The sequence below is a fragment of the Shewanella dokdonensis genome, from assembly GCF_018394335.1.
Lineage (GTDB): Bacteria > Pseudomonadota > Gammaproteobacteria > Enterobacterales > Shewanellaceae > Shewanella > Shewanella dokdonensis.
Window position 1 is genome coordinate 1629034 of the sequence record NZ_CP074572.1, and the last position, 22647, is coordinate 1651680.

Below are 22647 nucleotides of genomic sequence, written 5' to 3' on the forward strand. Positions count from 1 at the left end.
CTGTCAGAATTCTGTAAGCCTAGTAATATCCCTCACCAAATAGTTGAGGTATTGCCTATTTCAGGCTCAAAAAATCGGCCATAGATTGTATGCTTAATCCCCTGCACGATCAAGGACACAGGTTGCTTGATATCGCAAAATCCACAGGCGATTTTGAAACAAAAAGGAAGCCGAAGCTTCCTTTTCCATCAATCTCGACCTGATTAGGCGATGATCTTCGCTACCACGCCGGCGCCTACTGTACGGCCACCTTCACGGATCGCAAAACGCAAACCTTCATCCATTGCGATTGGGCAGATCAATGTCACTACCATCTTGATGTTGTCGCCTGGCATTACCATTTCTACGCCTTCTGGCAGTTCGATGGTACCGGTCACGTCAGTTGTACGGAAGTAGAACTGTGGACGATAGCCTTTGAAGAATGGTGTATGACGTCCACCTTCTTCTTTGCTCAGTACGTAAACTTCTGATTCGAACTTGGTGTGTGGAGTGATTGTGCCTGGTTTTGCCAGCACTTGACCACGTTCCACTTCATCACGTTTAGTACCACGCAGCAGTACACCCACGTTTTCACCGGCACGACCTTCGTCCAGCAATTTACGGAACATTTCTACACCTGTACAGGTGGTACGAGTGGTGTCGTGGATACCCACGATTTCTACTTCGTCACCTACACGGATGATACCGCGTTCTACACGACCTGTTACTACTGTACCACGACCGGAGATTGAGAATACGTCTTCGATTGGCAGCAGGAATGGGTGGTCGATGTCACGGACGGGTTCTGGGATGTAAGTATCCAGCGCTTCTGCCAGTTCGACGATCTTCGCTTCCCATTCTGGTTCGCCTTCCAGTGCTTTCAGGGCTGAACCCTGGATCACTGGCAGGTCGTCACCTGGGAAGTCGTATTCTGACAGCAGTTCACGCACTTCCATTTCAACCAGTTCCAGCAACTCTTCATCATCTACCATGTCACATTTGTTCATGAATACGATGATGTAAGGTACGCCTACCTGACGTGACAACAGGATGTGTTCACGAGTCTGCGGCATTGGGCCGTCAGTCGCTGCTACTACCAGGATGGCGCCGTCCATCTGCGCTGCACCGGTGATCATGTTTTTAACATAGTCAGCGTGCCCTGGGCAGTCTACGTGAGCGTAGTGACGAGTTGGTGTGTCGTACTCTACGTGAGAGGTGTTGATGGTAATACCACGTTCACGCTCTTCTGGTGCATTATCGATTGATGCGAAATCTTTTGCTTCACCGCCGTAAGTCTTGGACAGTACAGTTGTGATAGCTGCAGTCAGAGTGGTTTTACCATGGTCAACGTGGCCAATGGTACCCACGTTTACGTGGGGTTTATTACGTTCAAATTTAGCTTTAGACATGGTATTGCCTCAATCTAAGATTGTTTGGGGGTGAAACCATTACATAATGAAAAAGTCCGACGCAAACACGCGTCGAACGTCTATCTTACACGGCAACAGATTGGCTTTCCAGGAAGGCTGGTGCTGATACCCAGAATCGAACTGGGGACCTCATCCTTACCAAGGATGCGCTCTACCGACTGAGCCATATCAGCATGATATTGGAGCGGGTAGCGGGAATCGAACCCGCGTTATCAGCTTGGAAGGCTGGAGTATTACCATTATACGATACCCGCGCACCTAACCTAGGCTATCTATTTACCTTTAAAAAATGGTGGAGGGGAAGGATTCGAACCTTCGAAGGCGGAGCCGTCAGATTTACAGTCTGATCCCTTTGGCCACTCGGGAACCCCTCCGATGAATGGTGCCGGCACCAAGAGTCGAACTCGGGACCTACTGATTACAAGTCAGTTGCTCTACCAACTGAGCTATGCCGGCATTCATTTCGGTAGCGGATATTAGGTAAATGTCGCTTCGAGTGCAACATAAAATTAGAAAAATCCAGAAAAAAACACTCAAACGCCGTTTTTTTGGCCTAAGACTCGCAATCACAATTTACCTATCCGAAAGTTACTCGGCAATAGTCAGTTTAAGTGTCCGCTAAACCGCGGCTATACAATATTTTTATTGTTGAACAATTTAGCATGGTGTACTGTGCCTTTCCTTGGATGAGAGGTTCAGATGTCACTGTCAAATACCATTCAGCAGGCACTTTATATGCCTTTTAATCGCGATTCGTGGTCACAACTGCGTAATGCAGTACCATTGACCCTGACAGAAGCCGATTTAAGCGAATTACGCGGTATAAATGAAAAAATATCGCTATCAGAAGTGACCGACATCTATTTGCCTCTTAGCCGCTTATTGAACCTGATTGTGAAAGCCAAACAGCAGCGCGGTGTGGTGCTAAATCAGTTTCTTGGGCAACAGGCGGCCAAAAGTACTTATATTATCAGTATTGCCGGGAGCGTGGCCGTGGGTAAAAGTACCACAGCGCGTATTCTGCAAGCCTTATTGAGCCACTGGCCGGAACATCCTAAGGTCGATCTGATCACCACTGATGGCTTTCTGTATCCATTAGATGAGTTAAAGCGCCGAGGACTATTACAGCGCAAAGGCTTTCCAGAAAGCTACGATATGAAATTACTGGTTGAATTTGTATCGGCTATCAAGTCTGGCATCGAGGACGTACCTGCGCCGTTATATTCACACATTACCTATGATCGTTTGCAACAAACCATCAGTGTGCGTCAGCCAGATATTCTGATCCTTGAAGGACTGAATGTATTGCAGACAGAATTGGACTCCCCGGTCAGTATCAAACGTCCCTTTGTTTCTGACTTTGTGGATTTCTCTATTTATGTTGATGCTGAAGAAAAGTGGTTAAAACAATGGTACGTGGATCGTTTTTTACAATTTCGCAGTAGCGCCTTTGCGGATCCCAAGGCTTATTTTCATCACTTTGCTAGTTTGGCAGATGACGAGGCAACAAAAATGGCGTCTCATGTTTGGGACACCATTAACGGCCCTAATCTGCGGAGTAACATCAAACCCACCCGCGAGCGTGCCAATTTGATCCTCAAAAAGGGCGAAAACCACGCGATGGAGCAAGTGTTACTGCGCAAATAATCAGGCTTGCCGCAGACTGATTTCTCCCCTACAAAATGCTGTAAGCCATCCGCGGTTTCTAGGATCACGCCACCTTGGCTGTCGATCCCTTGGTAACGACCACTGATGCTGTCGTTACCCAGTAATAAGCGCACATCACATCCCAAGTAAATATCAGCGGCGTGCCAACGCTCAGCAAAAGCAGTTAATCCATTGAGTTCGAACAGCTTGAGATCTTTACGTAACTGTTGTTGTAAAGCCAATGCCAGCACTGTTTTGTCAGGATAATTGATGATCTGCCGTAAATCACTCCAAGGTTGCTCAATCAGCTCTCCTTGCTGCTGGGGCATAGCGATATTCACGCCGATGCCGATGACCAGATCGCAGCCACTGTCAGCAGTTCCAGTCATCTCAATCAACACGCCAGCAAGCTTACGGTTTTCAAAATAGATATCATTGGGCCATTTGACGCCAACGTTATCAGCCCCGAGCTGCCGCATTGCGCTGACTAATGAGCAGGCGACCACTAAACTCAATCCCATCGCCTGTGACATCCCTTGGGGTAAGTGCCAGAACATAGAAAAGTACAGATGGCTGCCGTATGGCGAAACCCACTTGCGCCCACGTCGGCCACGACCTGCCGATTGAAACTCTGCAATACAGATGTCGCCACGTTGTAACTCTTCCGTATGCTGTAGCAAGAACGCGTTGGTGCTGGGAAGTTCATCAAAATAAAAGCAACGATTAGGGCACTCTTTTAGTAATTGCGGCTCATCAATTAGAAATACAGGGTCAAACAACTTGTAGCCTTTACCCTTAACACTGCACACATCAATACCGTAGTCAGCAAGGGCATTGATATGCTTGCTGACAGCAGCGCGGGATATCCCCAGCACCTCGGCCAAGGCTTCGCCAGAAACAAAGTTGCCATGATTTAAGCTTGCCAGAATATCGCGTTTACGTTGCCATGCCCCTGACATTGTCAGATTCCTCTTTCTCCATGAGCCCCATAGGTTCTTGGCTCAGGTTCCATTAATATGCCAAATAACTGCTGAACTCGTGCACGAATAGTTGTCAATGCTTGCACTACCTCAGCACCTGAGGCTCGCCCCAAATTTACCAACACCAAGGGCTGTTCTTCATGCACCATGACCTCACCAAACCTTTGCCCTTTTAAGCCTGCCTTATCTATCAGCCAAGCAGCGGCAATTTTCAGCATCCCGTCAGGTAGCTCATAAGCAACGATATCAGGGTATAGAGCGACTAATCGTTGATATGTATTAGCATCTATTACCGGGTTCTTAAAGCAACTACCAACATTGCCGAGTAGGCTTGGATCCGGCAATTTCTGCTGCCGCACCTGACACACAGTGTCATATATCTGCTGGGGTGTAACGCTGTCCACGGGTAAATGCCGCAGCGGCCCATAACTCAATATTGGCCGCCAAGATTTCGGTAACTTTATACCAACACGCGTGATCACTGCACTATTGCGCAATTGTTGCTTAAATATCGATTCACGATAGCCAAACTCACAGGCATCGGCATGCAATTTTTTGATGTTACACTCGGCTAACTCAAGATACTCGACCCAGTCACAGACTGCCGCAAATTCCAAACCATAGGCACCAATATTTTGGATGGGCGCAGCGCCCACTGTTCCTGGGATCAGCGCCATATTTTCCAGCCCGGCAATATCACGCGATAAGCAGAATTTTACCAATCCATGCCAGTTCTCTCCGGCAGCGACAGATAGGTAGTAAAACTCAGTATCTTCGGTAACCTCTATTCCTTTAATGGCGAGATGGATAATGCTGCCAAGATAATCTTCTAGCAGCAACAAATTGCTTCCACCTCCCAGAATGAGGAAATGCTCGCGTTGTTGCTGCAATAACTGACAACACTCAATAAGTTCCGGAACAGATGTCACCTCGATAAAGGCATGACAAGATACATCCAGTCCAAAAGTGTTGTAGCGCTTTAAAGAAAACAGATTTAATGACATGAGAGCTAATGGCTGAAAACAGAAGCACGCATTGTAACCTCAGCCAGCAAGCTTTGCATCAACGTGGGGCTAACCACAAAAGCAAAAAGGCCTCAGTATTCACTGAGGCCTTCGCTTTAAATAGGCGCTTGGCGATGACCTACTCTCACATGGGGAGACCCCACACTACCATCGGCGCGATTGTGTTTCACTTCTGAGTTCGGGATGGAGTCAGGTGGGACCACAATGCTATTGTCACCAAGCAAATTCTTACTGGTTAATTGTTCGTCTTACGGTATTGTTTCCTCGCTCCAGTACTCATGTACATCTGTACACTCCGTCCTTCACTCGTCACGGCTTTGTCAGCCAAACAATTCCCTGCGTCATTAACACATTCATTTGGAAAGCTGTTGCTTCGATATTGGTGGTCGCTACTGGGTTCGAACCAGTGACCCCCTGCTTGTAAGGCAGGTGCTCTCCCAGCTGAGCTAAGCGACCTTATCTTGTCTGCTGTCACGCTTGTTAGCCTGACACCAAGCCTCGTTACATGTTTCAGTAGTGGTTCTCTTACTTCAATCAAGCCTTGCCATTCATTCAAGGTCCTTCGAAACCCATCTGGGTTGTATGGTTAAGCCTCTCGAGTCATTAGTACAGGTTAGCTAAACGCCTCACAACGCTTACACACCCTGCCTATCTACGTCCTGGTCTCGAACGGCTCTTTAGTGGACTTATGTCCAAGGGAAGACTCATCTCGGGGCTCGCTTCACGCTTAGATGCTTTCAGCGTTTATCAATTCCGAACATAGCTACCGGGCAATGCCATTGGCATGACAACCCGAACACCAGCGGTTCGTTCACTCCGGTCCTCTCGTACTAGGAGCAACCCCCTCAATCTTCCAACGCCCACGGCAGATAGGGACCGAACTGTCTCACGACGTTCTGAACCCAGCTCGCGTACCACTTTAAATGGCGAACAGCCATACCCTTGGGACCGACTTCAGCCCCAGGATGTGATGAGCCGACATCGAGGTGCCAAACACCGCCGTCGATATGAACTCTTGGGCGGTATCAGCCTGTTATCCCCGGAGTACCTTTTATCCGTTGAGCGATGGCCCTTCCATTCAGAACCACCGGATCACTATGACCTGCTTTCGCACCTGCTCGACGTGTCTGTCTCGCAGTTAAGCTGGCTTGTGCCATTACACTAACCGTACGATGTCCGACCGTACTTAGCCAACCTTCGTGCTCCTCCGTTACGCTTTAGGAGGAGACCGCCCCAGTCAAACTACCCACCAGGCACTGTCCCTAATCCCGTTCAGGGACCCAGGTTAGAACATCAACACTGCAAGGGTGGTATTTCAAGGTCGACTCCATCAGGACTGGCGTCCCAATTTCATAGTCTCCCACCTATCCTACACATGCAGGGTCAATGTTCAGTGCCAAGCTATAGTAAAGGTTCACGGGGTCTTTCCGTCTAGCCGCGGGTATACGGCATCTTCACCGCAATTTCAACTTCACTGAGTCTCGGCTGGAGACAGCCTGGCCATCATTACGCCATTCGTGCAGGTCGGAACTTACCCGACAAGGAATTTCGCTACCTTAGGACCGTTATAGTTACGGCCGCCGTTTACCGGGGCTTCGATCATGAGCTTCTCCTAAGATGACCCAATCAATTAACCTTCCGGCACCGGGCGGGCGTCACACCGTATACTTCCTCTTGCGAGTTCGCACAGTGCTGTGTTTTTGATAAACAGTTGCAGCCAGCTGGTATCTGCGACTGCCGTCAGCTCGGGGAGCAAGTCCCTCCACCAACAGCAGCGTACCTTCTCCCGAAGTTACGGTACCATTTTGCCTAGTTCCTTCAGCCGAGTTCTCTCAAGCGCCTTGGTATTCTCTACCCGACCACCTGTGTCGGTTTGGGGTACGATTCCTGCTAACCTGAAGCTTAGAAGATTTTCCTGGAAGCTTGGCATTAACCACTTCATCACCTTAGTGACTCGTCATCAGCCCTCAGTATTATGTGCCCGGATTTGCCTAAGCACACTACCTACAGCCTTAAACGCGGACGACCGACGCCGCGCTGGCCTAGCCTTCTCCGTCTCTCCATCGCAGTTAGCAGCAGTACGGGAATATTAACCCGTTTCCCATCGACTACGCCTTTCGGCCTCGCCTTAGGGGTCGACTCACCCTGCCCCGATTAACGTTGGACAGGAACCCTTGGTCTTTCGGCGTGGAGGTTTTTCACCCCCATTATCGTTACTCATGTCAGCATTCGCACTTCTGATACGTCCAGTGTGGGTTACCCCTTCACCTTCATCCGCTTACAGAACGCTCCTCTACCGCTCATCCATAGGATGAACCCGTAGCTTCGGTGAATTGCTTAGCCCCGTTACATCTTCCGCGCAGGCCGACTCGACTAGTGAGCTATTACGCTTTCTTTAAATGATGGCTGCTTCTAAGCCAACATCCTAGCTGTCTAAGCCTTCCCACATCGTTTCCCACTTAGCAATTACTTTGGGACCTTAGCTGACGGTCTGGGTTGTTTCCCTTTTGACGACGGACGTTAGCACCCGCCGTCTGTCTCCCGAGTAGTACTCATTGGTATTCGGAGTTTGCAAAGAGTTGGTAAGTCGGGATGACCCCTAGTCTTAACAGTGCTCTACCCCCAATGGTATTCGCTCGAGGCGCTACCTAAATAGCTTTCGAGGAGAACCAGATATCTCCCGGTTTGATTGGCCTTTCACCCCCAGCCACAGGTCATCACCGTCTTTTTCAACAGACGTGTGTTCGGTCCTCCAATTGATGTTACTCAATCTTCAACCTGCCCATGGCTAGATCACCGGGGTTCGGGTCTACACCTAGCAACTATTCGCGCAGTTAACACTCGGTTTCCCTACGGCTCCGCTATTCGCTTAACCTCGCTACTAAATGTAAGTCGCTGACCCATTATACAAAAGGTACGCAGTCACGGTCTCAAGAACCGCTCCCACTGCTTGTACGTATACGGTTTCAGGTTCTATTTCACTCCCCTCACTGGGGTTCTTTTCGCCTTTCCCTCACGGTACTGGTTCGCTATCGGTCAGTCAGGAGTATTTAGCCTTGGAGGATGGTCCCCCCATCTTCAGACAACATACCACGTGTGTCGCCTTACTCGTTTTCATCATCGGTTAGCTGTCGTGTACGGGACTATCACCCTGTACCGTGGTGCTTTCCAACACCTTCCACTAACACCCCAATGACTTAAGGGCTACTCCCCGTTCGCTCGCCGCTACTAGGGGAATCTCGGTTGATTTCTTTTCCTCGGGGTACTTAGATGTTTCAGTTCTCCCGGTTCGCCTCTGCATGCTATGTATTCACATACAGATAGTTGCTTATGCAACTGGGTTGCCCCATTCGGATATCTGTGGCTCAACGGGTTTTATCACCTCACCACAGCTTTTCGCAGATTAACACGTCCTTCATCGCCTCTGACTGCCAAGGCATCCACCGTATACGCTTAGTCGCTTAACCATACAACCCGGATGAGTTTCCTCTACCGAATCGTATCAACGACCCATATTGGTTTTTCTTTCGCCTTGATGTGTTTCATCGCTGAAACACTAGAATCACAAAACACTTGATTGAAGTATTTTGAGAACTCATTTCGATTAAATATCGCTATTTAATCTCTACTATCAGCTTTCCAAATTGTTAAAGAACGGGCTTAAAAAAGCCAAAGATAAATTGTTCACTTATCTTTGGCATTTCCATGACCATAAAACGAAAACAGTCTCACTAGAAAATGGTGGAGCTATGCGGGATCGAACCGCAGACCCCCTGCGTGCAAAGCAGGTGCTCTCCCAGCTGAGCTATAGCCCCATTTCTAACTTGCTATTTTCCCTTAACTCGTCGTTGTGCGGCCTATCCTCGTTCGGTTACATACTGATGTATGTGCCCTCGCTCGTCAGTTGCACGCCTTGATTTAAGCAAAAATCTCTGCGTTATCTTGTAAGGGTAATCTCGTTCAGGCAAGGCGTATTGGGAGGACGTTTACTGCTCGTAAACGACGACCAATACAACGCAGCATCAACAAGATTGGTGGGTCTGAGTGGACTCGAACCACCGACCTTACGCTTATCAGGCGTACGCTCTAACCACCTGAGCTACAGACCCACAACTTACTGTTTTCGCTCTTCGTCTATCAAGCAATCTGTGTGAACACTCACAACAAACTTCATCGTTTAGGTAAGGAGGTGATCCAGCCCCAGGTTCCCCTAGGGCTACCTTGTTACGACTTCACCCCAGTCATGATCCACAAAGTGGTAACCGCCCCCCTAAGGTTAAGCTAGCTACTTCTTTTGCAAACCACTCCCATGGTGTGACGGGCGGTGTGTACAAGGCCCGGGAACGTATTCACCGTGGCATTCTGATCCACGATTACTAGCGATTCCGACTTCATGGAGTCGAGTTGCAGACTCCAATCCGGACTACGAACAGCTTTTTGGGTTCCGCTCCACGTCGCCGCTTTGCTTCCCTCTGTACTGTCCATTGTAGCACGTGTGTAGCCCTACTCGTAAGGGCCATGATGACTTGACGTCGTCCCCACCTTCCTCCGGTTTATCACCGGCAGTCTCCCTACAGTTCCCGGCATTACCCGCTGGCAAGTAAGGATAAGGGTTGCGCTCGTTGCGGGACTTAACCCAACATTTCACAACACGAGCTGACGACAGCCATGCAGCACCTGTCTCAGAGTTCCCGAAGGCACCAATCCATCTCTGGAAAGTTCTCTGGATGTCAAGAGTAGGTAAGGTTCTTCGCGTTGCATCGAATTAAACCACATGCTCCACCGCTTGTGCGGGCCCCCGTCAATTCATTTGAGTTTTAACCTTGCGGCCGTACTCCCCAGGCGGTCTACTTAATGCGTTAGCTTGAGAGCCCAGCGTTCTAGACGCCAAACTCCGAGTAGACATCGTTTACGGCGTGGACTACCAGGGTATCTAATCCTGTTTGCTCCCCACGCTTTCGTGCCTGAGCGTCAGTCTTCGTCCAGGGGGCCGCCTTCGCCACCGGTATTCCTCCAGATCTCTACGCATTTCACCGCTACACCTGGAATTCTACCCCCTCTACGAGACTCTAGCTTGCCAGTTCGAAATGCGATTCCCAGGTTGAGCCCGGGGCTTTCACATCTCGCTTAACAAACCGCCTGCGCACGCTTTACGCCCAGTAATTCCGATTAACGCTCGCACCCTCCGTATTACCGCGGCTGCTGGCACGGAGTTAGCCGGTGCTTCTTCTGTCAGTAACGTCAATGTGCTGAGGTATTAACTCAACACCCTTCCTCCTGACTGAAAGTGCTTTACAACCCGAAGGCCTTCTTCACACACGCGGCATGGCTGCATCAGGGTTTCCCCCATTGTGCAATATTCCCCACTGCTGCCTCCCGTAGGAGTCTGGACCGTGTCTCAGTTCCAGTGTGGCTGATCATCCTCTCAGACCAGCTAGAGATCGTCGCCTTGGTGAGCCCTTACCTCACCAACTAGCTAATCCCACCTGGGCTTATCCATTCGCGCAAGGACCTAAGTTCCCCTGCTTTCCCCTTAGGGCGTATGCGGTATTAGCAGTCGTTTCCAACTGTTATCCCCTCGAATGGGCAAATTCCCAGGCATTACTCACCCGTCCGCCGCTCGTCATCAAACTAGCAAGCTAGTTCATGTTACCGCTCGACTTGCATGTGTTAGGCCTGCCGCCAGCGTTCAATCTGAGCCATGATCAAACTCTTCAATTAAAAGTTTTGACTCTAATGAATGACTGTTCTATTTCGAACACTCTTCAGTGAGTTTTAAATCGTTTTGCGATTTCATTCACTGCGAGTGCCCACACAGATTGCTTGATATTTTGTTAAAGAGCGTAATGTACATTTCTGCACATTTGGGGTTGCGTATTTTACGCAATCCACCTAAGTCGTCAAGCAAATTTTGATTTAATTGAGGACTTTATCACTCAACATCGCAAATTGAATTATGCATTCACTGCTGTCTGTCGGTGTGCGGTGCATTATAGGCAGGACGATTAACGGCGCAAGATCTTTTTGGGGACTTTTGATTCGGTCGCTGATCTTTTGTGCATAACGACTCGAACACAACTTTGGATACTTGATTCCCTCTAAAAAGCTAGTTAACCCACAAATTTGCGAGCAATGCTCACTTTTCCGGCAAAAGTCTGGTTTAACACTAAATAATTCATTACCATAGCCACGTTATTAACACTATTTTATCATTTCCGTTTCATCGAGATCTTATTTTTATGCAAAAGTCATTGCTCATTGTTCTACTCGTCGCTGTTTTTGGAGCCCTGGCGATCTATTTTTTCAACCTGCAACTCCCCGCGTATTTCAGTTTTGCGCTAGGAGCTATCATTGCTGCTGCTATCAATTATATGACTGCGTCAACAAGCACTGCTGAGATAACGCCATATAAAGGCCCAATCATGACGCTTTATGTGGGGAATCTGCCTTACCGAGTGAATGAAACCGAAGTCAAAACACTGTTTGAAAAATATGGCCCGGTAAACTCTGTTCGGCTGGTACGCGATCGCAAGACCGGGCGTCGTAAAGGTTTTGGTTTTGTCGAAATTTCCGAGAAAGGCGGACAACAGGCACTCGCTAAACTGAACGACTTTATCTTTCAAGAACGGACACTAAAAGTCCGCGAAGCCAAGTCTCAAGATACCGACAGAGATGATGCTGAGTAAAGCTCAGCTCACATGATTGATATGGCTAAATCCAAGCTGTTGTAAGCTATGTTTTAACCCGTCACTGATTGTCGCGGCAGTATAATAGGCCGCGGCAGTTTCTGTTGCTGCGGCAGTATAATAGGCCGCGGCAGTTTCTGTTGCTGCGGTGGTAGCGTCTGCTGGTAATAGTTCTTTTACTCTCCTAGCGATGGCCTCGCCAGAATCCAATAATGTAACTCCAGCACCTAATGCTTGTGCAATTTCAGCTTTCAACATCGGAAAATGTGTGCAGCCTAACACCAGCACATCCAGTGTTGATTGGGTAATAGGGGCAAGTAATTTTTGCAGTTGCTGCGGTGCAATAGGCATTCCGGCAATTTTCTGCTCGGCTAACATGACCAGTTCAGAAGAACCGAACAGTTCCACCCGGCAATCCTCTGCAAACCTGCGGATAAGTTCATGGGTATATTCACGTTTTATCGTGCCAGGAGTGGCGAGTAACCCTATGTGGTGTAGTTTTGATAATTGCGCAGCCGGTTTAATCGCTGGCACGACACCAACAACGGGGATGCCGAGACTCTGCCTTAATGTTGGCAACACTAAGGTACTGGCGGTATTACAGGCAATCACCACAATGTCTGCATTTAACTGCTTTACCATTGGCTCAATGAGCGCTACACAGCCACGGATGAGTTCCGCTTCGCCCAGTTCGCCATATGGTAAGCGGGCATTATCAAATAGATAGTGGTAGTGCTGCCCCGGGAGAAGTTTGCGGATTTCCTGCAAAACTGACAGACCGCCAACGCCGGAGTCAAAAACCAGGATTGTGTGTGACAAGATGTGCCTCTGAGGATAAAACCTATTACTAATAACTGTTGCCGGGCTGCAGGCAGGCTCAGTATTGTTCCACAGCCTTAGATAAACTGCAAAGCCACACTGTAATTGCCGGTGAAACTTGAGCTATAGCGCCACTATGTTTACTATTTGCGCCCTAATTTTATGCAAGAGAGACTGTAATGGATATTGAAGCAATGGTGCCAGAACGCTACAACGAACAACTTGAGGTTAAGCGCCAGTTGCTGCAGCAGTCCTTTGCCGAGTTTGCACCACCGCCACTCGAGGTTTTCGCGTCCACCCCGGAACATTATCGGATGCGGGCGGAATTCCGAGTTTGGCATGATGGCGATGATCTATATTTCTGTGTCTATGATCCGCAAAACAAGCAACCTGTACGCTGTGACCAGTTTGTTCCAGCCAGTCGCTTGATCAATGAGATGATGTTAGCGCTGGTGACCGAGCTAAAACCTAACCCCACATTACGCCATAAGTTGTTTCAGGTAGATTTTCTGTCAACCATGTCTGGCGAGATTTTGGTATCACTGCTGTACCATCGTCAGTTAGACAGCAACTGGCAGACACAAGCACTGGCGATGAAGCAGCGGCTGTCAGCACAGTTCCATGTGGATATTATTGGCCGGGCCCGTAAGCAGAAAATCGTTCTGGAACGGGATTTTGTCACCGAACAACTCGAGGTAAACGGCCAGCGTTACCTGTACAAACAAGTGGAAAATAGCTTTACCCAGCCCAATGCCGGTGTTGCCTGCAAGATGTTGCAATGGGCCCAGGATTGTACCCGTAACAGCAAGGGGGATTTGCTGGAGCTTTATTGTGGCAACGGTAATTTTTCTATCGCACTGGCACAGAATTTTGACAAAGTCCTGGCGACCGAGCTAGCCAAACCCTCAGTGGAGTCGGCGCAGTACAATATCGCCATCAATAAAATACCTAACCTGCAAATCATCCGTATGTCGGCAGAAGAGTTTTCACAAGCCGTGACCACTGACCGTCAGTTTCGGCGGTTAGCAGGTATCGACCTTAGCAGCTACCACTGCAACACCATCTTTGTTGACCCACCACGAGCAGGACTGGATCAGCAAACCGTGGGTATGGTGCAAGGGTACGACAATATTCTATATATCTCCTGCAACCCGGAAACCTTGAAAAATAATCTGGAACCACTGTGTCAGAGCCACCGCATCAGCCGCTTTGCACTGTTTGATCAGTTCCCGTACACAGATCACATAGAAACAGGTGTGCTGCTAGAGCGTATTAAATAGGGATATCTGTTGCTTTCCAGCCAATGAGAGTGGCATCACCTCCATAAAATACGCGATGATCTCTGCTGCGAAACACTAAGTTAAGCACGTGGGACAACTCTTATCAGTTCAGGTTAACTACCGAGTCTTGTGGCAAGGTAAAGATAAACTTCTATTGGGTGGCTTCGTTGGTAACAATGGCGCCACTACTCATCTCACTTCATCTCACTTCATCTCACTCTCAGCGGCAGCTAAGCTCAGCAGTATTTTCAATGGTGTAGTGTTCAGCCAAGCATTCACCCAAAAATTTTGGGTGGCTTTTATCAAAATCGATTTGAGGTGGGGAAATAACATCATTCATGTAAACCACATTAAGTGATGAGGAAGGCAGGTGCGAGGTTATCTGTACGAGCGGTGTCGCCAAGACAACATCACACCAGCCTAAATAAAACGTCGAGCCATTATTTGGCAATGTCGGGAAGCATTGGGTAAATAATCTGTTCGGTGACGTTAGCTGTTTTTTCGTGTGGCAGTACCTCCTTTGGGCGTCATTTACTGATGAGCAAGACTGATCAATCGTTAGCCTGTTAGAGCAGTTAGCGATAGGTAAAAGTGACAGTTCAGCCCGTACATTCACGGGCTGAACCATGGCAAGATGAGATTAAGCGAGTGGCGGTTTTTCACCGTGAAAATGCAGCGGTTTATTACCGGTCAGCTTACGCAACACCACGTAGAACACTGGCGTGAGGAACAAGCCGAAGCAGGTCACACCAATCATGCCGCTAAATACTGCAATGCCCATGGCTTGGCGCATCTCGGCACCGGCACCCGATGACAACACCAGCGGCACTACGCCCATGATGAAGGCAATCGAGGTCATCAAAATTGGTCGCAAACGTAGCTTACAGGCTTCAATGGCGGCTTGGACTGGCGTCTTACCGCTCAACTCCAACTCGCGGGCAAACTCGACAATCAAGATAGCGTTTTTGGCCGACAGCCCCACCAGCACCATCAAACCGATTTGGGTAAAGATGTTGTTGTCACCGTTAGTGAGCCAGATGCCCACCATCGCCGCCAGCACGCTCATCGGCACAATCAACACAATCGCCAACGGCAAGGTCAAACTTTCGTACTGCGCGGCCAGCACCAGGAACACCAACAGAATGGTCAATGGGAACAACCATACCGCCGAGTTACCCGCCAAAATCTGCTGATAGGTCAACTCAGTCCATTCGAACGCCATGCCCGGCGGCAGGGTGGCGGCGGCGACACGTTCAATCGCGGCTTGCGCTTGGCCGGAGGAATAGCCCGGCGCCGGCGTGCCATTGATATCGGCGGTCAAAAAGCCGTTGTAACGCATCACTCGCTCTGGGCCGTAGCTGTTATCCACCTTCATGACGGCCGCCAATGGCACCATGTCGCCGTTGAGATTACGCACTTTCAGTTTGCCAATATCTTCCGCATGGGCACGATACTGCGCATCGGCTTGCACTCGCACGGTATAAGTTCGACCAAAAGCATTGAAATCGTTGACATAAACCGAGCCAAGATAGATCGACAAGGTGTTAAAAATATCGGTCAGCGGCACCCCCAATTGCTGCGCTTTAGTTCGGTCTACATCAGCAAACAGTTGCGGTACGTTGAGCTTCCAGTTGCTGTATACACCTTGCAATTCTGGCGCTTGCGCCGCTTTGGCAACAAAGTCATTGACCGCTTTATCCATGGCATCAAAGCCAAGCGAGGTGCGATCTTCCAGCTGCAATTTAAAGCCGCCAGTGGTGCCTAAGCCCAGCACAGGCGGTGGCGGGAACATAGCAATAAACGCATCCTGAATGCCACCAAAGGCCTGGTTCAGCTGCGCCGCCACCGCCGCACCGGATTGATCGGCTCGCCGACGTTCATCAAACGGTTTGAGCACCACAAACACAATGCCGGAACTCGAACTATTAGTGAAGCCACTGATCGACAAGCCGGGGAACGCCAAGGTGTCTTGCACATTGGGGTTCTTGGCAGCGAGTTCACCCATACGGCGGATCACCTCTTCGGTACGGTCTAGAGTGGCGCCATCGGGCAACTGGGCAAAGCCCACCAGATATTGCTTGTCTTGCGCGGGCACATAACCGGTCGGCACGCTTTTCAATAAGCCGCCAGTGACGGCACCTAACCCAACAAACAACAGCAACATCAAGCCTTTGTGCGACAACACGCGGTTAACGCCACCTTGATAACGCTCGCTACCACTGTGGAATAGGCGGTTAAACAGCTGGAAGAAGCGACCGAACAGTCTGTCCATCACCCGGGTTAAGCCGTCTTTGGGCGCATCGTGCCCGCGCAGTAAAATCGCCGCTAGTGCCGGTGATAAGGTCAACGAGTTAAACGCCGAGATCACCGTTGAAATGGCAATCGTCACCGCAAACTGACGATAGAACTGCCCCGTCAAACCACTGAAAAATGCCAACGGCACAAACACTGCCACCAGCACCAAGGCAATCGCCACAATCGGGCCCGACACTTCGCGCATCGCTTTGTAAGTTGCTTCGCGTGCTGACAACCCCGCTTCGATATTGCGCTCGACGTTCTCCACCACCACGATGGCATCATCCACCACAATACCGATGGCTAACACCAGGCCGAACAAGCTCAGCGCGTTGATCGACAAGCCCATCAGGTTGAGTACTGCAAAAGTACCGACAATCGAAATCGGCACCGCCAGCAAGGGAATGATCGACGCGCGCCATGTTTGCAGGAACACCACCACCACTAACACCACCAGCAGAATCGCTTCCAGCAAAGTGTTGATCACCGACTTAATCGACGCTCGCACAAACTGGGTGGGATCATACGCGATGCGATAACCGACACCTTCTGGCATCTGTTTTTCGGCTTGCGCCATCACCGCGCGCACTTGATCAGAGATCTCCAACGCGTTGGAACCCGGCGCTTGGTTAATCCCAATCCCCACCGCTGGCTTGTTATTCAGCAGTGACCGCAGCGAATAATCCGCCGCCCCCAGTTCGATACGCGCTAAGTCTTTCAAACGCGTGACCGCCCCCGTGCTAGAGGTTTGCACAATGATTTCGCCAAACTCTTCAGCAGTCGATAAACGCCCCTTGGCGTTGACCGACAGCTGTAACTGTACGCCTTGCAAGCTTGGGCTGGCACCCACAGTACCGGCCGCCACTTGAATATTTTGCGCGTTAATCGCGGCCACCACATCGCTGGCGGAGATATGTTGCTGCGCCAGTTTGTCTGGGTCGAGCCACACCCGCATGGCGTACTCGCCGCCACCAAAAATCGCCACATTGCCCACGCCTTTGATGCGCGCCAAGTTATCACGCAGATGCAACAACGCGTAGTTACGTAGGTAATCCATGCCATAACGTTCATTCGGTGATTGCAGGTGCACCACCATGGTTAGATCCGGCGAGGCTTTGGTGGTAGACACACCTAGGCGCTGCACTTGTTCCGGCAAGCGAGCTTCGGCTTGCGCCACGCGGTTTTGTACCAGTTGCTGCGCTTTATCGGGATCGGTGCCCAAGGCAAAAATCACGTTCAGCGTCATCGCCCCGTCGGTGGTGGCTTGGCTGTTCATGTACAACATGCCTTCGACGCCGTTGATCTGCTCTTCCAGCGGCGCCGCCACGGTTTCGGCAATCACTTTCGGGTTTGCCCCAGGGTAGCTGGCTTTCACCACCACTGTCGGCGGTACCACTTCGGGATACTCAGAGATCGGCAGTAGCGGTAGCGATACTAAGCCAGCCAGAAAAATCATTACCGACAGCACACCCGCAAAAATCGGGCGGTCGATAAAAAAGCGGGAGATATTCATCAATTACGCACCCTTATTTGCCATTGCAGCGGTGTTATCATCCGCAATGGTCACAGTGACGCTGCTGCCGGGACGCACCCGTTGCAGGCCGCTAACAATCACGCGCTCACCATCATGGAGGCCAGCGCTGATCACCCGTTTGCCCGCCACAATACTGCCGAGCGTGACACTGCGATATTCCACTTGGTTTTGCTGATCCACCACCAGCACATATTTTTTATCTTGGTCGGTGCCGATGGCACTTTCCGTCAGCAGTACACCCTCGCTTGGCTGTGCTTGGCCGAGGCTGACCCGCACAAACTGCCCCGGCAGCAACTGACCATCGCTGTTGTCGAACACCGCGCGCATATTGAGCGTGCCACTGCCCGCATCCACCATGTTGTTGACCAGTTTCAGCGTGCCCTGCTCGGTGATGGTGCCACCACTGCTTTGTGCTTTTACTGGCACTTGATCAAGCCGCGCTAACTGCTCGCGGCCGTTGCCGAGTTGCGCTAACACGCCAGTGGCGATAGCACTTTCCACATCAAAATTGACGTAAATAGGCGACATAGAAACAATGCTGGTGATGGGCGCAGCGCTGTTGCCTGCGGCAATCAAGTTACCGGGCGTAAACGCTAGTTTGCCGATGCGCCCCGCCACCGGCGCGGTCACTTGGGTGTATGACAGGTTCAACTGCGCCAACGCTAAATCCGCTTTGGCCGCTTGTAGATTGGCCTTGGCAGCATTGGCGGTATTTTGCAGTTGCTCCATATCGTTTTCAGCAATCAGTTTTCTTTCCCACAAGCGTTTAGCCCGCTGGTATTCCAACTGCGCTTGCGCACTTTGCGCCGCGGCCGCCGCCACCGTCGCTTCGGCTTTTTGCTGTTCTGCTTGGAATGGTGCCGGGTCGATGGTCAGCAACAGCTGGCCTTTTTTCACATAGCTGCCCTCTTCAAAATGCACACTTTGCAACATGCCAGCGACACGAGCGCGCACGTTGACTTGGTCAATCGCTTCAACACTGCCAGAGTATTCATGCCACGGCATAAAGCGTTGTTGATGCACTTGCACGGCCGTGACTGGCACCGCCGCAGGCAGTGCTTGGGTTTCTGCCAGCGCGGGCTCACTTGGCAGCGTGGCTGTGATGCCGTAGCCCAGCAACCCTGCGGTTGTTAGCGCCAATAAACGATGGCGTTTGACAATAGTTGTCGCGTTCATCTGTTTGTTTCTCCTGAGATGAAGACAAAATTCCCGCTGCTGTTGATTAACAGCAGAGACATTAAGAGTTAAGTAACTGAGGGTTAGATCAGCGGTTAGCGCTGGTGTACACCGAGGCTGGCACCGATATGACTGTTATTCAGGGCAACTTTCACCACTAAATCTGCCACACTCCGGCGCGACACAGTGGCATCAGGGTGAATAAAGGTTTCGCCTTTTTGGGTGATGTCATAATTGATGTCATCGCGGTTATTGAGCCATGCCGGACGAATGATGGTGTAATCCAGTTCGGAGGCTTCGACGATGTTGGTGGCATCGCGATAAGGCTGCAAAACACTGCCAAAATATTCGCCCGGTACTTCGTCATACACACCCATAGAAGTGATAAATATCAGTCGCTTTAGCCCACTGACCTGCATTGCCGCCACCACATTGCGGGCATGGTTTGCCATATCACCCGACAAGTTGGCATACACCACATCTTGATGCTGCATCAGTTGTGGCAACACGCCGTTATTACAAACATCGGCTTCAACCAATCGAATGCGCGGATTATTGGCAAAGTAGCTATAACGTTTCGCGTTACGCAGCACTAAGGTGAGCTTGACGCCAAGTTCTTCCAAAAAAGGTAAATGGCTTGCTGAGCAATCTGACCTGCAGCACCAAGAATTAAAATATTTCGCATCATTTGCTGCCTCGCAGTTTCGCCCGAATCGAACAAACTTAAGGGGATTAATCGATGGAGATAGTTTACTCATTTCTGATTTTTTGATTAGATGCAGTAATCTTCTTGAACTTATAAGCATATCTAATTAATCATGAGCCAAGAGAACTTCAATGATCTGTATGCGTTTGTTTGTGTGGCGCAGGAAGGCAGTTTTACCAAAGCCGCCGCACGCTTGAACATATCACAGTCGGCGCTGAGCCAAACCGTGCGCAATCTTGAACAGCGCATGGGCATTCGGCTGTTATCGCGCACCACCCGCAGCGTGGCGACCACTCATGCTGGCGAACGGCTATTCATTAAACTGGCACCGCTGTTTGAAGATGTCACGCAAGAGCTACAAGACATAGGTGAACTGCGTGATTGCCCGAGAGGCATAATTCGCATCACCACACCAGAACACGCTATCGATCAAGTGTTGTGGCCAGTAGTGAAGCGCTTTATGGACAAATATCCTGATGTCACCGTCGAACTCAACGCCGATAACCGCTTAGTGGATATCGTTGGCGAACGTTTTGATGCGGGCGTGCGCCTCGGCGAAATGCTCGCCAAGGATATGGTGGCCATGCCGATCACTCCCGAGTTACGCATCGCCGTCACCGCCTCAGCAGCGTACTTAGCCAAACACGGCACCCCCTCTCACCCCAAAGAGTTGATGCAGCATCGTTGCATCAACTGGCGACTACCAACTGCTGGCGGTTTACTGCCATGGGAGTTTGAACGCGGTAGCGAGAAGATCAATATCCGCCCCAACAACAGCCTGATCCTCAATACTTCTCATGCCGGTATTCAAGCCGCGCTTGATGGCATGGGCATTTTTTACACCATGGAAGAAAAAATCGTACCTTATCTGAATGATGGCCGCTTGGTGCGAATCCTCGAAGACTGGTGTCAGCCATTCCCAGGATTTTATCTGTATTACCCAAGTCGGCATCATCGCTCGCAAGCGTTTTCGTTGTTTTTGGAAGAGTTGCGGTATCGGGGGAATAATGCTCGCAGCGATCCATGCCCACCGCAGGTAATGTAAATGAAAGTGAATTAGCACATCAGTGCTAACAGCAATAACAAGCTTGCAGAAGCAATGATTGCCTCACCAGCGCCACACAAAAAACTGCCGTTAGGCTCATGGTCTAACGGCGGTACAGCACAACTGCTGACTAAGTCAAAACTAGCGGGACAGACGGGAGCGCAGTTCTGGATTATCCCGTTTCTGCTGCAATGCTTCGGCACCTTTCACTACCATACGCAATTGCGTCACTAAACGATCGGCCAACAGTTTCCGGTCTGAGCGTTTCATATCCAGCGCTGCCGCTCCGGCATTAAACACTAGGATTACCAGCGCTTCGGCCTGTTCACGGGCAAGGTCAGGCTGCGCCCGGCAGAGTCTTCAACATAATGTGACAACTCAGAAATGAAATGCTCGATTTCGCGTTCAACGGCGGCCCGGAAGGCGGCTGATGTGCCAGAGCGTTCATGTAGCAGAATACGGAATACGTTAGGGTTGGATTCCAACACTTCCATAAAGGTTTCGACCGAAATACGGATCACGCTGCCACCGGCTTCGGCTCGCTGGCGGCCTTTGCGCATCATCTGTCGCAAGGCCAGACCGCCTTCGTCCACCATGGTCAGGCCAAGTTCATTCATGTCCTTGAAATGGCGATAAAATGAAGTAGGTGCAATATTGGCCTCACGGGCCACTTCACGCAGACTCAGGCTGGAAAAACTACGTTCGGCACTTAGTTGATTAAATGCAGCGTCAACTAATGCTCTGCGGGTTTTCTCTTTCTGTTGCGCTCTTACACCCATATTTCTGCCCTAATTCTGAAGCTGTGAGCCAAATAATACCTGCTTTGACAGATAAGCAAAGACTCTTAGACCAAAGGTGTGATTGGCTAAGCCTTGCATTTTGGCTTACACTTGTAAGCCAAAACTCTTCGGGATGACATATATGAAGCAGCCACCCCTCATCTGGATTAACGTTATCTTTTTTATCAGCACCTTTGCCGGTGCCTGCATACTGGTGCCCTGGCGCGGATTCAGCCACGGTTTTGATGCTACCGAATGGAGCTGGTTTGTCGTACTGGCCTTTGCCGCCGGGCTGTCCATCACCGCGGGATATCATCGATTATGGTCTCACAAAGCCTATAAAGCACAGCCACTGGTTCGGGTGTTATATGCCCTTGGTGGTGCCTTGGCCTTTCAGAACAGTGCGCTGCACTGGGCCTCGGATCATCGGGTGCATCACAAACATGTGGACAACAACGATAAAGACCCATATTCAGCGAACAGAGGTTTCTGGTTCAGCCATATCGGCTGGATGTTACGAGAATACCAGCCTGAGCGCTATGCCGATTACAGCAACGCCCGCGATCTACAACAAGATGCCGTGGTGATGTGGCAACATAAATATTACCTATGGTTAGCAGCATTGATGAATATAGGCTTACCCCTGTTGCTCGGCTGGCTGCATGGTGATGTGCTATCCATGCTACTGCTCGCCGGATTACTGCGGTTAGTGGTGGTACATCACTGCACTTTCTTTATTAATTCGCTGGCGCATGTGTGGGGGCGTCAACCATACACAGATCGTAATACCGCGAGAGATAACGGTATTTTAGCGCTGCTGACCTATGGCGAAGGTTATCATAACTTTCACCACATCTTTGAACATGACTACCGTAACGGCATCAAGTGGTGGCATTACGATCCTACCAAGTGGTTGATCCGTACCTTAGCCTGGTGTGGTTTAGCGGATGGACTACGGCAAGTGCCACAAGAAAAAATTGCTGCGGCCAAGTTACAGATGCAGTTAAAACAGACTCAGAAGCGCTTAACACACTTGAGTAATGCCGATGAATTACTGGAGCGGTTACAGCGCGAATATGAAGAGTTGAAGCAGCACTTGCTGGCTTATTATGAAGCGAAAAAACAGCTACTAGAGGCCAAGCGGCAACAACTGGCACATGAGCAACTATTGCCACAAGTTGCGGAGTTAAAACGGCGTTTTCGCCAGCAACAGCGAAACTGGCAGCAACTGACCGCTAGGCTGGGAAGTTAATCTGCAATTTATTG

Annotated in this window: 11 protein-coding genes, 7 tRNA genes, 3 rRNA genes and 2 pseudogenes; 5 read left to right on the top strand and 18 right to left on the bottom strand. The window is 50.1% G+C overall.

Features of this window, described 5'->3' with window-relative positions:
• Window positions 1–203 precede the first annotated feature (203 nt).
• From tuf to KHX94_RS07810, 5 genes are all read right to left on the bottom strand, one after another.
• Entirely contained in the window at window positions 204–1388 is a 1185-nt protein-coding gene (tuf, locus tag KHX94_RS07790) for an elongation factor Tu (RefSeq protein ID WP_213682964.1), read from the bottom strand.
• A 118-nt stretch (window positions 1389–1506) separates the two neighbouring features.
• Window positions 1507–1582, bottom strand: a tRNA-Thr gene (locus KHX94_RS07795).
• Between the two features lie 7 nt (window positions 1583–1589).
• A tRNA-Gly gene (locus KHX94_RS07800) sits at window positions 1590–1663 on the bottom strand.
• Window positions 1664–1699: 36 nt separating this feature from the next.
• Window positions 1700–1783, bottom strand: a tRNA-Tyr gene (locus KHX94_RS07805).
• Between the two features lie 6 nt (window positions 1784–1789).
• Window positions 1790–1865 (bottom strand) — tRNA-Thr (locus KHX94_RS07810).
• Window positions 1866–2108: 243 nt separating this feature from the next.
• Here KHX94_RS07810 and coaA point away from each other — a divergent pair.
• Window positions 2109–3056: a type I pantothenate kinase gene (gene coaA / locus KHX94_RS07815; RefSeq protein ID WP_213682972.1), complete on the top strand. Its 948-nt coding sequence runs from the start codon at window positions 2109–2111 to the stop codon at window positions 3054–3056.
• 83 nt (window positions 3057–3139) lie between these two features.
• Here coaA and birA read toward each other — a convergent pair.
• From birA to KHX94_RS07855, 8 genes and pseudogenes are all read right to left on the bottom strand, one after another.
• Window positions 3140–4015 (bottom strand): annotated as a pseudogene (gene birA / locus KHX94_RS07820) (bifunctional biotin--[acetyl-CoA-carboxylase] ligase/biotin operon repressor BirA); the annotation flags it as partial.
• Window positions 4016–4017: 2 nt separating this feature from the next.
• The gene (gene murB / locus KHX94_RS07825; protein ID WP_213682973.1) at window positions 4018–5040 is read right to left on the bottom strand and encodes a UDP-N-acetylmuramate dehydrogenase; all 1023 of its coding nucleotides are present in this window, start codon (window positions 5038–5040) and stop codon (window positions 4018–4020) included.
• A 126-nt stretch (window positions 5041–5166) separates the two neighbouring features.
• Window positions 5167–5282 (bottom strand): 5S ribosomal RNA (gene rrf / locus KHX94_RS07830).
• Between the two features lie 159 nt (window positions 5283–5441).
• Window positions 5442–5517 (bottom strand) — tRNA-Val (locus KHX94_RS07835).
• 126 nt (window positions 5518–5643) lie between these two features.
• Window positions 5644–8528 (bottom strand): 23S ribosomal RNA (locus KHX94_RS07840).
• Window positions 8529–8800: 272 nt separating this feature from the next.
• Window positions 8801–8876, bottom strand: a tRNA-Ala gene (locus KHX94_RS07845).
• Between the two features lie 217 nt (window positions 8877–9093).
• Window positions 9094–9170 (bottom strand) — tRNA-Ile (locus KHX94_RS07850).
• Between the two features lie 73 nt (window positions 9171–9243).
• Window positions 9244–10782 (bottom strand): 16S ribosomal RNA (locus KHX94_RS07855).
• The 16S, 23S and 5S rRNA genes sit together here with 3 tRNA genes alongside, the layout of an rRNA operon.
• Before the next feature lie 518 nt (window positions 10783–11300).
• Here KHX94_RS07855 and KHX94_RS07860 point away from each other — a divergent pair.
• Entirely contained in the window at window positions 11301–11747 is a 447-nt protein-coding gene (locus KHX94_RS07860; RefSeq protein ID WP_213682974.1) for an RNA recognition motif domain-containing protein, read from the top strand.
• A 3-nt stretch (window positions 11748–11750) separates the two neighbouring features.
• On the opposite strand, the gene murI is transcribed toward KHX94_RS07860, so the two are convergent.
• Window positions 11751–12566: a glutamate racemase gene (gene murI / locus KHX94_RS07865; protein WP_213682975.1), complete on the bottom strand. Its 816-nt coding sequence runs from the start codon at window positions 12564–12566 to the stop codon at window positions 11751–11753.
• Between the two features lie 179 nt (window positions 12567–12745).
• On the opposite strand from murI, the gene trmA reads away from it, so the two are divergent.
• Entirely contained in the window at window positions 12746–13846 is a 1101-nt protein-coding gene (gene trmA, locus KHX94_RS07870; protein ID WP_213682976.1) for a tRNA (uridine(54)-C5)-methyltransferase TrmA, read from the top strand.
• 640 nt (window positions 13847–14486) lie between these two features.
• On the opposite strand, the gene KHX94_RS07875 is transcribed toward trmA, so the two are convergent.
• From KHX94_RS07875 to KHX94_RS07885, 3 genes are all read right to left on the bottom strand, one after another.
• Window positions 14487–17654, bottom strand: coding sequence for an efflux RND transporter permease subunit (locus tag KHX94_RS07875; RefSeq protein ID WP_213682977.1), 3168 nt, complete (start codon window positions 17652–17654; stop codon window positions 14487–14489).
• 3 nt (window positions 17655–17657) lie between these two features.
• Entirely contained in the window at window positions 17658–18851 is a 1194-nt protein-coding gene (locus KHX94_RS07880) for an efflux RND transporter periplasmic adaptor subunit (RefSeq protein WP_213682978.1), read from the bottom strand.
• 95 nt (window positions 18852–18946) lie between these two features.
• The gene (locus KHX94_RS07885) at window positions 18947–19474 is read right to left on the bottom strand and encodes an NAD(P)H-binding protein (protein ID WP_213682979.1); all 528 of its coding nucleotides are present in this window, start codon (window positions 19472–19474) and stop codon (window positions 18947–18949) included.
• Between the two features lie 195 nt (window positions 19475–19669).
• Here KHX94_RS07885 and KHX94_RS07890 point away from each other — a divergent pair, with 195 nt between their 5' ends.
• On the top strand, window positions 19670–20602 hold the full coding sequence (locus tag KHX94_RS07890) for a LysR family transcriptional regulator (RefSeq protein WP_213682980.1): 933 nt from the start codon (window positions 19670–19672) through the stop codon (window positions 20600–20602).
• Between the two features lie 141 nt (window positions 20603–20743).
• On the opposite strand, the pseudogene fabR reads toward KHX94_RS07890, so the two are convergent.
• Window positions 20744–21381, bottom strand: a pseudogene (fabR, locus tag KHX94_RS07895) (HTH-type transcriptional repressor FabR).
• 142 nt (window positions 21382–21523) lie between these two features.
• Between fabR and KHX94_RS07900 the strand changes: the two are divergent.
• Window positions 21524–22633, top strand: coding sequence for a fatty acid desaturase (locus KHX94_RS07900; protein ID WP_213682981.1), 1110 nt, complete (start codon window positions 21524–21526; stop codon window positions 22631–22633).
• Window positions 22634–22647: the final 14 nt, after the last annotated feature.